11 protein-coding genes and 1 pseudogene are annotated in these 10,214 nt (G+C 46.1%); 1 reads left to right on the top strand and 11 read right to left on the bottom strand.

Going from position 1 to position 10,214, the window contains the following annotated elements:
- Positions 1 to 59 precede the first annotated feature (59 nt).
- Positions 60 to 905 (top strand): annotated as a pseudogene (locus ABGU93_RS00385) (YifB family Mg chelatase-like AAA ATPase); the annotation flags it as partial.
- A gap of 103 nt (positions 906 to 1,008) precedes the next feature.
- Here the strand turns inward: ABGU93_RS00385 and lgt are convergent.
- The 11 genes from lgt to nusB all read right to left on the bottom strand — a co-directional run bounded on the left by lgt (position 1,009) and on the right by nusB (position 10,183).
- Entirely contained in the window at positions 1,009 to 1,794 is a 786-nt protein-coding gene (gene lgt, locus ABGU93_RS00380) for a prolipoprotein diacylglyceryl transferase (RefSeq protein ID WP_347411520.1), read from the bottom strand.
- Positions 1,795 to 1,796: 2 nt separating this feature from the next.
- Complete coding sequence (locus ABGU93_RS00375) at positions 1,797 to 2,366, bottom strand: phosphate propanoyltransferase (RefSeq protein WP_347411519.1); 570 nt, start codon at positions 2,364 to 2,366, stop codon at positions 1,797 to 1,799.
- Positions 2,367 to 2,430: 64 nt separating this feature from the next.
- The gene (recN, locus tag ABGU93_RS00370; RefSeq protein WP_347411518.1) at positions 2,431 to 4,170 is read right to left on the bottom strand and encodes a DNA repair protein RecN; all 1,740 of its coding nucleotides are present in this window, start codon (positions 4,168 to 4,170) and stop codon (positions 2,431 to 2,433) included.
- Between the two features lie 10 nt (positions 4,171 to 4,180).
- A complete protein-coding gene (locus ABGU93_RS00365) occupies positions 4,181 to 4,630 on the bottom strand; it encodes an arginine repressor (protein WP_026395231.1) in 450 nt (149 codons plus the stop codon).
- Between the two features lie 83 nt (positions 4,631 to 4,713).
- Positions 4,714 to 5,586 (bottom strand): NAD(+)/NADH kinase, encoded by an 873-nt coding sequence (locus tag ABGU93_RS00360; protein WP_347411517.1) that lies wholly within the window; start codon positions 5,584 to 5,586, stop codon positions 4,714 to 4,716.
- Between the two features lie 13 nt (positions 5,587 to 5,599).
- Positions 5,600 to 6,427, bottom strand: a complete 828-nt coding sequence (locus ABGU93_RS00355) for a TlyA family RNA methyltransferase (protein WP_347411516.1) — start codon at positions 6,425 to 6,427, stop codon at positions 5,600 to 5,602.
- Positions 6,428 to 6,489: 62 nt separating this feature from the next.
- Positions 6,490 to 7,386: a polyprenyl synthetase family protein gene (locus ABGU93_RS00350; RefSeq protein ID WP_347411515.1), complete on the bottom strand. Its 897-nt coding sequence runs from the start codon at positions 7,384 to 7,386 to the stop codon at positions 6,490 to 6,492.
- Positions 7,383 to 7,601, bottom strand: coding sequence for an exodeoxyribonuclease VII small subunit (gene xseB, locus ABGU93_RS00345; RefSeq protein WP_304888248.1), 219 nt, complete (start codon positions 7,599 to 7,601; stop codon positions 7,383 to 7,385). Before xseB ends, ABGU93_RS00350 begins: the two co-directional genes overlap by 4 nt.
- Complete coding sequence (gene xseA / locus ABGU93_RS00340; protein ID WP_347411514.1) at positions 7,601 to 8,812, bottom strand: exodeoxyribonuclease VII large subunit; 1,212 nt, start codon at positions 8,810 to 8,812, stop codon at positions 7,601 to 7,603. Before xseA ends, xseB begins: the two co-directional genes overlap by 1 nt.
- Positions 8,809 to 9,780 carry a peptidase M22 gene (locus ABGU93_RS00335; protein ID WP_347411513.1) on the bottom strand — a complete coding sequence of 324 codons (972 nt, stop codon included), beginning with the start codon at positions 9,778 to 9,780 and terminating at the stop codon, positions 8,809 to 8,811. The genes xseA and ABGU93_RS00335 overlap by 4 nt, the downstream gene beginning before the upstream one ends.
- On the bottom strand, positions 9,767 to 10,183 hold the full coding sequence (gene nusB / locus ABGU93_RS00330) for a transcription antitermination factor NusB (protein ID WP_347411512.1): 417 nt from the start codon (positions 10,181 to 10,183) through the stop codon (positions 9,767 to 9,769). The genes ABGU93_RS00335 and nusB overlap by 14 nt, the downstream gene beginning before the upstream one ends.
- Positions 10,184 to 10,214: the final 31 nt, after the last annotated feature.

The raw sequence follows: 10,214 nt of genomic DNA, 5'->3' as shown, positions 1-10,214 counted from the left end.
GAGCGGTTTGTCGGCTATAATAGCAATATGTTTTTACATGTTCGACTGCTCCACCCGGCTCTGGAAAAACAATGCTGGCCAAGGGTTTTCCTTCGATCCTGCCCGATCTGACCCTTGATGAAGCCCTTGAAATTACGAAGATCCATAGCATTTCGGGACTATTGAAAAATAACGCCATTATGAGCCAACGGCCCTTTCGTTCTCCCCACCACACCATTTCCAAGGTTTCCCTGGTGGGGGGCGGCCGGATTCCCAGGCCCGGCGAGGTTTCCCTGGCCCACCTGGGGGTATTGTTTCTTGACGAACTGCCCGAGTTTCAAAAATCAGCCCTCGAAGTTTTACGTCAGCCCATCGAAGATCAGGAAGTCACCATTTCCCGGGTCAATGCTTCCCTGACCTTCCCGGCCAGTTTTACCCTGATCACCTCGATGAACCCCTGTCCTTGTGGCTATCTTACCGACCCAGCCCATGAATGCATTTGCACCCCCCAGCAAATTAAAAATTATCAGGGTAAAATCTCCGGCCCGCTGATGGATCGCCTGGATATTTTTGTAGAGATCCCCAGCACCAGCTACGATGAACTCCAGACTAAACCCAAGGGAGAAACCTCACACGCCATCAAAAAGCGGGTCGATGCTGCCCGGGAACGCCAGAATCATCGCTATCAGGATCTCGATATCTTTTATAATGCCCAGCTCACCCCCAAACTGCTGGAAACCTTCTGCCATCTTGGTCCCGCCGAAGAAAGCCTGATGGAAAAAGTCTATACCAAGATGAAACTCAGTGCCCGGGGCTATCATCGTATTTTAAAACTGGCTCGTACCATTGCCGATTTGGACGGATCTGAAACCATCCAAATCAGCCACTTGTCCGAAGCGATTCAATACCGGGGTATGACCCGGTAACCACAATAATTGCCGCATCGTGTTTTTTTCCTTACGAAGAAAAAAGACTGTCAGTTCTTGCGCTGACAGTCTTTTTGATTTATGCTGTATTATTTACGTCTTATTATTTTCTCTTAGCCAGAGAATTCGCAAATCGATCTTCGTTTTTGCGCAGATACCAGAGGCCACCGATACCTACTAGCACCAATGCCAGGCTTATCAGTTGGGCTGTTCGCAATCCCATAAACATCAGGCTATCAGTTCTTAGTCCTTCTACGAAAAAGCGTCCGACCGAATACAGACCCAGGTAAACGAAGAGTAATTCGCCGTCAACCATTTTGATTTTATCTTCATAAAAAAAGAGAAAACCAAAAACCAGTACATTCCAAACTGATTCGTAAAGAAAGGTCGGGTGTACCTTGATGATTCCCAGTGCTGCGTCGTTCACAGTAATCGCCCAGGGCAAATCGGTTTGTGAGCCATAGGCTTCCTGGTTGAAAAAATTCCCCCAGCGCCCAATGGCCTGGCCTAAGGGCAACGCCGGAATTAACACATCCGCCAATGCGAAAAAACTGATCTTCTTGACCCGGCACAAAATAATGGCCACAATTACGCCGGCAATAATACCACCGTGGATAGCCAATCCGCCATGCCAGGTTGCGATGATTTCTTCCGGATGAGCCGCATAATAGTCAAAACTGAAAATAACGTAGTAAAGCCGGGCTCCGATGATCACCGCTGGGGTCATATACAGAAAAAAATCCAAAATAATTTCAGGATCAATCCCGTATTTGGGGGCCCGTTTTATCGCTATGAACAACCCGATCAGTAATGCCGAGGCAATTAAAACTCCATACCACCTGACTTCAAGGCCAAATGCGGTAAATGCTATCGGGTCTGGCGCAATCATAACTAAATAATGGTTGCGATTTGACCGTTTTTAGCTCCGGCAGCATTTCCTTCTTCTACATCTAGGTGCATGTCCAATTTGAAATCTGGATGAACTCGAACCAGTACATTGTCAAATGTCAAACCACGGGGGCCATCCAGTTTAACACAGACAACATCCTTATCTTTTAATCCGTAGGCGGCTCCTTCTTCAGTACTCATATGAATATGTCGGGCAGCAACAATGGCACCTTTGGAAATTTCAACTTCTCCAGCCGGTCCAATTAATTTAACACCTGGCGTATCAGCGATGTCTCCTGAATTACGCAGTGGCGCCTGAATTCCTAAACAGAAACCATCTCCGATTGATACTTCTAATTGGGTTTCTGGTCGCACTGGTCCCAGAATTCTAATCCCTTTTAATGTTCCTTTAGGTCCAACCACGTCAACTTTTTCTTCAGCGGCATATTGTCCTGGTTGCGATAAATCTTTCATCGGTGTTAACTGGTAGCCTTTACCAAATAATGTTTCTAAATCTGCCTGGGATACGTGAATGTGTTTGTTAGATAACCCAATGGGTACTTTTCTTTCCAATTTATATCTCCTTAAATAAATATATTTTTAACAATCTTTATTCTATCTAATAACCACTGAAATGTTAAGATAATATTTTGTCTTCTTTGCTTTTTTTTGATTTTTTTATCTTTTGGCTTAACTCCAGCATTTCCTGAGCATGCTCCCAGGTTTTTTGGGTCACTTCCGCACCGCCCAGCATCCGGGAAAGTTCCTCTTTTTTACCCTTTTCGTTTAAGGGTACAAAACTCACCTCCACGCCATCATTTTGAGTGCGTTTTTCCACCATAAAATGCTGGTCTGACATGGCCGCAATCTGGGGTAGATGGGTAATACAGATAATCTGCCGGCCTCTGGGCGGCGTAACACTCAGGGCCTGTATCTTTTCGGCCACCACCTGAGCGGTTCTGCCGCTGATTCCTGTATCGATTTCATCAAAAACCATCGTTTCAATGGCATCGAGACCGCCAAAAATGCTCTTTAAGCTCAGCATAATTCGGGATATCTCGCCACCGGAAGCAACCTTACCAAGGGGTTTTGGGGCCTGACCCGGATTAACGGAAATTAAAAATTCGACAATATCCTGACCATGGGCACTCACCCGATCGGGATCATGCTCCACCGAAATTTCCACCTGCACCTTTTCCATGGCCAGTTCTCCCAGTTCTTTTTCGAGAGCAGTCTTTAATGCCCCAGCAGTTTTTAAACGTAATTGATAAAGACTGTTACTGATCTTATAATACTTATCTTGAAAACCACTTAATTCCTGATAATAGCTCTGCAGACTTTCATCCCGATTCAACAAGCTTTTTAAGCGGATACTGATTTCTGCGGCATAACTCAGAATTTCGGTAATATCATGACCATATTTCCGTTTAAGCTTGGCAATGACGTTTAGACGGGTTTCAATTTCGTCCAGATCGCCCAAACTGTACTCCATATCTTCCAGATAGGAGCGAATCTCAAACGAAAGGTTTTCCGTTTCACTTAAAATGCCATTGACCGTTTCCCGTTTATCCTCAAAGCTGCTGTCAATTTTAGCAATTTCAGCGATGCTTTCAGCTAACAGACTCAGGCCATCAAGAATTGGGTTCTGATCGGTGTTTTCGCCCCTGAGCAATTCATAAGCCCTACTGGTGTGTGAAAAAAGACGTTCCCGGTTTTCTAGAATCCGCTTTTCTCCTTCCAGCTCTTCATCCTCGCCAACAACTAAGGCAGCGGCTTCGATTTCATTGATTTCAAACTGTAGGGTTTCTTTTTCCCGTTCCAATTCACGTTCATTGGTTTCCAGCTCTGCGATCAGCTCCTGGATCCGCTTGATCTCACCGGCATAGGTGGCCGTCTGTTCCCGATACTTGCGGCTTTTTTCCCCGCCGAAGGCATCCAGTAACTGGCGATGATTCTCTCGTTTGAACAACGATTGATGCTCATGCTGACCATGGATATCAATGAGTTCATCCCCGATTGTTTTGAGTTGGGCAACGGTGATAATTAAGCCATTGGCCCGACAGATATTGCGGCCCCGATCATCCATTTCCCGGATCAAAATCAGTTGTCCATCCTCCATCGGGATGCCAAACTCTTGGCATTTTTCAAGCAGATCGGGTTGATCGCTGACATCAAAAAGCCCTTGTACCGTCATCTTGTTTTTCCCCTGACGGATATTTGTTTTGTTGCCCCGATTCCCCAGAACCAGAGTCAATGCGTCAATAACAATGGATTTCCCGGCTCCGGTTTCTCCGGTGATCACATTGAGTCCCGGATGGAAATCAACCGCCAGGTGGTCAATCAGTGCATAATCGTTCACAACGAGATTTCTCAGCATAGAGCCCTCCCTATTTCATCAACTTTTTGAATTTTCCCACAATTTCACCTACCATATCACGGTTGCGGACAAGTACAAAAATGGTATCATCCCCAGCAATGGTTCCGACAATTTCGCACCAGTCCATCGAGTCGATGGCCAGAGCTGCCGCCTGGGCCATAGCTGGAAGGGTTCGCAGCACAATGTTATTCTCTACATAATCGATGGTCAATACCGACTCTTTAAAAACCGCGGTAACTCGTTCATTATAAATGGTGCCGATATCCTTAAGCGGGGCATAGTGCTGAATGCCATCGTGACTGCTCACCTTGATCAGCTTTAACTCTTTGATATCCCGGGAAATGGTGGCCTGGGTCACCGGAAAACCGGCGTCTTTGAGTGCCTGGGCCAATTCTTCCTGGGTTTCGATGAGATTATTTTCGATGATTTCAATAATTTTTAATTGTCTTGATACTTTCATGTCTTTTTCTTCCTCCTCCAATGCTAAGTTAAGCTTGCAGCAATGCTGTCATATGTGCAATTTTCTGCGCGTACCTATGATTTTCAATACTCGCTGGAAAGCTTTATTCGTAGCCGGTCATAGCTACTCATTTGATTGAGCCGGATCAACCGGGTACAATAGGTGGCTTTTTTGACCTTAACAGCATCTTCGGGTGTTATTGAAACCGTGGTCTGGCCATCAAAGGTGACCATAATATCTTTTTCACGGTCACCAAATTCCAGATTGATCACCTCGTCCTCGGGCAAAATGTAGGACCGGTCATGCAGTCGATGAGGGCAGATGGGATTAAGAATCATTACGTTGGCCTGGGGTGCTACCACCGGCCCGCCGGCAGCCAGTGAATAACCGGTGGAACCGGTGGGGGTGGCGATAATCAGGCCATCTGCCCGGAATTTATCAATCGTCGACCCATTGGCTTTGGCTTCAATGTCCATCATCCGGAAGCCCCGGCTTTTGACCAGTACATCATTTAAGGCCATATAAAAACAGGCGCTTTCATTCTCTTTTTTAATACTGCAGCTTAACATCATCCGCTCTTCGATGTAACAATCGCCGGTGCTTAAATTTTTCAGCGTCTCTTCATAATTACCGGCTTCGCCTTCGGTTAAAAAACCCAGCTTGCCCAGATTGATTCCAAAAATTGGAATTGAATAAAAACAAACTTTACGGGCAACAAACAAAAGCGTGCCATCCCCCCCCAGCACCAGAATACAATCCGGTTTTCGATAGAACAGGTTTTTGGGATAATAAACAACGCATTCGTGGGGATACTTAATCTGGCCTTCCAGCAGGGCTATTTTAAAACCGTGACAGATTAAATAGTTGATGCATTTTTCTGCCAGAGCAGGGCTGTCCGGCTTATCCATATTGAGATAAATACCGATTTCCTTAAAGTTTTTAAATTCAGCTTCCAATCTTACTCACTTCCTATTCGTCTAGGGGTTCTTTCTTTTTTTTACAACTTTCATGGGCAATGGTTACCACCTGATGAATCAATGCTGTCCAGTTTTCCTCAATCTCTGGCTCGGTATTTTCAACAAAAACTAAAAACTCAATATTACCCTTGGGCCCCTGAATCGGCGAGAAATCGAGACCTTTTATTAAAAAGCCCTGATTTTCGATGGCGGTCATCACTTCAAACAAAATCGTCTCATGAACTTTTTTATCCCTGATAACACCGTTTTTTCCGATTCTTTCCCGTCCCGCTTCAAACTGCGGCTTAATCAGCCAGATCCCCCGAGCTCCGGGTTTCATAAACAATTTGATCGCCGGGATCAGTTTAGTGATCGAAATAAACGAGACATCCATCACGGTACCATCGACCATCTCCGTAATATTTTCTGCTGTCAGATACCGAAAATTAGTCCGTTCCATGGAAACAACCCGGGGATCGTTTCGTAACTTCCAGTCCAGTTGTCCATAGCCCACATCAACTGCATAAACTTTTTCAGCACCATTTTGAAGCAGACAATCGGTAAAGCCGCCGGTGGATGATCCGACATCGATAAAGGTTTTTCCCGCCACCGCGAGATCAAAGACGGCCAGCCCCTTTTCCAGTTTTAAACCACCACGGCTGACATAGGGCATATCACTGCCCTTAACCAGAATGGTCGCTTCGGTGTCCACCAGATCCCCGGCTTTGTCCTTAACCTGGTCATTGACCTGAACCAGCCCGGCCATAATGGCCTTTTTGGCCCGCTCCCGGGTGTCGAAATAATTCAGGTTCACTAATAATTTATCTAAACGTTCTTTCAATTTTTCCTCTTTTCATGGGTCCATTTTCATTTTTAATTTCAGTCAACTGCCAACCGCAGTTATTATTTCCGGCGACGGCAGATATAGCTGGCCAATTCCTGAAGAAAGGCCGTTCGTTCGCCAATCGGTTTAAGCATTTCGATGGCTTCCGTTTCTAACTCATCAACCCGCAGTTTTGAAGCTTCTAGACCATAGAGCGACACAAAGGTGGATTTATGATTTTTTTCATCACTACCAATCGGCTTGCCCAGATCTGCTTCGTTGCCTTCGATATCCAAAATATCATCAACAATCTGAAAAGCCAGGCCAATTCGATGACTATAGCTGATCAGCCGTCCCTGAGTGGCCGGTTCAGCTCCGGCGATGATGCAGCCACTCTGAACACAGGCTTCCAACAGGGCCGCCGTCTTGTGTAAATGGATATAGTCCATTTCGTCGAGATCGATGACCTTATCTTCACTGAGCATATCCGCCACCTGGCCGCCGATCATCCCCAGGATGCCGGAAGCCCCCATGATGCATTTCATGGCGCAAAGATAATTTGCCAACGCGTCGCCAGCCAGTCCCTGGGTTCCCTGGAGCATCGTTTCAACCGCATAGTTCAAGAGTCCGTCCCCGGCCAGAATGGCCATCGCATCTCCATAAACCTTATGATTGGTGGGTTTTCCCCGTCTCAGATCATCATTGTCCATAGCCGGTAAATCATCATGGATCAATGAATAGGTATGGATCATCTCAATCCCCATGGCCAGGGGTTTGATTACCTCGACGTCCCCTTCGAGGGCCCGACAGGTTTCCATCATTAAAATCGGACGGAGCCGTTTACCGCCGGCAAAAAGACTGTATTTCATGGCTTCAATAATCACGGCCGGGGTATCCAGGTTCTGCTGAAAAACTTTTTCAAGCTCCTCGTTAATTTCGGCCACCCGGTCATTGAGCTGAGTTTTGAAATCGCTCACGCTTCCACACTCCCTTCGAATTCCTTTTCTTCGCCATCAATCATGATCGTAATTTTTCCTTCAAGGGTGTCCAAATCAGCGCTACACTCATTGATGAGTTTCATTCCCTCTTCAAACAGTTTCATCGATGCCTCGATTTCCTGATTATCTTCTTCCAGTAGTTCAGCAATGGTCTCCAGACGACTCATTTTAGTTTTCAGTTTTTTAACTGCCATTATTTATTCTCCTTAGTGGATTGAATGTTTGCCTCAGCTTCGCCATCCACAAAATGGAGGGTCACCAGCTGATCGACCGTTAAACCGGTCACCGAAGCAACCGGTAAACCATTGTTATCTGTCACCCGAACATAGCCCTTTTTCAGCACATGCACAGGACTCATGGCTTCGATCCGGGTTTTAACATTGATCAATTGCTGTCGCTCCGATTTAATCCGTCCTTTTAATGCGCGGATCATCCGGTCATTAATGACATCGAGGTGAAGACGCATTTCTTCGATCCGTTCTTTGGGACGATACCGCAGGAATTCTTTTTTTATTCGCATTATAGTTTCCCGGCTCCTGCCGATTTTTGCTTCCATAACCTGAATCAATCGGCTTTTCTGGGTAACCAGAGCCCGAATCATACTGAGGGTTTCTTCGGCGACCAGTTCGGCCGCTCCGGAAGGGGTAGGCGCCCGTAAGTCAGCCACAAAATCAGCAATGGTATAGTCAATTTCATGGCCCACGGCCGAAATAATCGGTAATTCCGATTCATAAATTGCTTTAGCCAAATGCTCATCGTTAAAGGCCCACAGGTCTTCAATGGAACCGCCCCCCCGGCCGATGATAATCACGTCCACCAACTGAGCGGCATTAAAGGCCCGAATCCCTTTGATGATATTCCCGGCGGCTTCATCTCCCTGCACCAGACTGGGATATATGACAATATCCATCAGCGGATTCCGGCGTTTGATAATCGAAATCATATCTTTGACCGCCGCTCCGGTGGGCGATGTGACCAGGCCCACCCGGCTGATAATTTCCGGCAGCTTTTTTTTATGATCCCGGTCAAAATAACCTTTGGCTTCCAGTTCATCCTTTAACACCAGATAGGCCTGGAATAGATCCCCCAATCCCTGGGGTTCCATCGAGCGGACCGTAATCTGATATTGACCACTGGGCAGATAGACGCCTAAACTGCCCCGCAATGTCACCTTCTGGCCTTCCTTGGGCAGGAATTTGAGACCAATGGCCGCATTTTTAAACATCACGCAATCGATTTTACTGCCGGCATCTTTCAGAGAAAAATACAGATGCCCCGATGCTGCCCGTTTGACATTGGAAAGTTCTCCCTGGATCACCAGATTTCGAAGCAGACTATTGGATTCCAACAGGGTTTTAACATATTGGTTAACCTCAGACACACTGAGTATTTTTGCATTTGTCACCGACCGCACCTCATGCTTTTATAATAATCCATTCCCATCAGGGCATTTCCTGCCGCATTATCCCGGGAATATTCCCCGGGCGAAAAATAAAGATTCAGCCCTGCCGGACTCAATTCGTGCTCCACAATTTTTTTGATAATCAGATTGGACATCACCCCGCCGGAAAAAAGCACCGACTGAAAAGAATACTTTTTTAATAATCCACTAATCGCTTTTGACAGGGTTTTGGCAATCGACTTAAGTACCAGAAAGGCCACCACAGCCTGATCAGTACCGGCTTCCAAAAGTCTCTGTGCCTGATTTTCCTGGCCGGAAAAATGAAAATCAACGCCATCCATGGTGGTTGAAATAATCAATTTGCTATCTATCGAATCAGGGTCAACCCGGTTTGCCAGTGCTTCCAGGGCTTTTCCCGCCGGAAAAGCACAGCCCATCAGCACCCCAACCCGGTCGACCAGTTGTCCGGCATTGAGATCCCGGGTCTGGGCGACGATTTCGCAGTCGAAACCGATGGTTTTCTTTTTTACCAACAAAATTTCTGATGTGCCTCCTGAGAAATGAACCGCCGCGAAGGTCGCTGCCAATTCTGGAGAGCCGCTGCCATATATCGCCGCACGAATGTGATTCTCCTGATGGCTCACCGCCAGCCGTTCGACCCCCAATACCCCGGCCAGAGAACGGGCCAAAGACTCGCCCGAACGAAAGACTGGCATATAGGAGTCAAGCAATGGACGCGGCCGTTCCGAATAACAGATGACCTCAATCTCCCGGCCCCGGGGCAAATCCTGAAGCAGCAACGGTAAATGATGGACATGCTGAAAAAGGGCATCCGATTGACGAAGTCCTTTTTCTCCTGACTTCACTTCCAATAGGATGCCCTTGTTATAAATCATGTTTTCATTTTCGTCTACTAAGGCAACCGAAGTTGTATAATTACTGGTATCGATGCCAAGACTAAGGGCACTCATTGAGTTCGTCCTTAACTATTTTATTTAAAATACCATTAACGTAATTTTTCCCATCCTCGTCTCCGAATTTTTTCGTAAGCTCAATTGCCTCGTTAATGACAACTTCAAATGGGACTTTTTCATCCATGTATTTCAGCTCACAAATGGCCAAACGTAGAATTGATTTTTCTACCTTTGGAATCCGATCAATTTTCCAGGTGCTTTTTAGATAGTCATCCAGAATATCATCTATTTCCGGAAGATGAGCTTCGGTGGTATCGATCAAGGTCTTGCCATAGGTCATATCCAGCTCATTGTCCTTTAAAAAATATGCAATACTCTCGGTGAAATCTCCTGGTTCCGGATGAAAGTCTAATTGAAATACACCTTTTAACGCATATTCCCGTTCTTTTTTTCGACTCATGCGCTACTCCTTCAGATTCTATTATTCTATA

Origin of the sequence: Acetobacterium sp. (assembly GCF_039830195.1) — a bacterium.
Taxonomy (GTDB): domain Bacteria; phylum Bacillota; class Clostridia; order Eubacteriales; family Eubacteriaceae; genus Acetobacterium.
The sequence above is the reverse complement of the archived record's forward strand: the minus strand, read 5'-3'. Positions and strand labels throughout refer to the sequence as shown.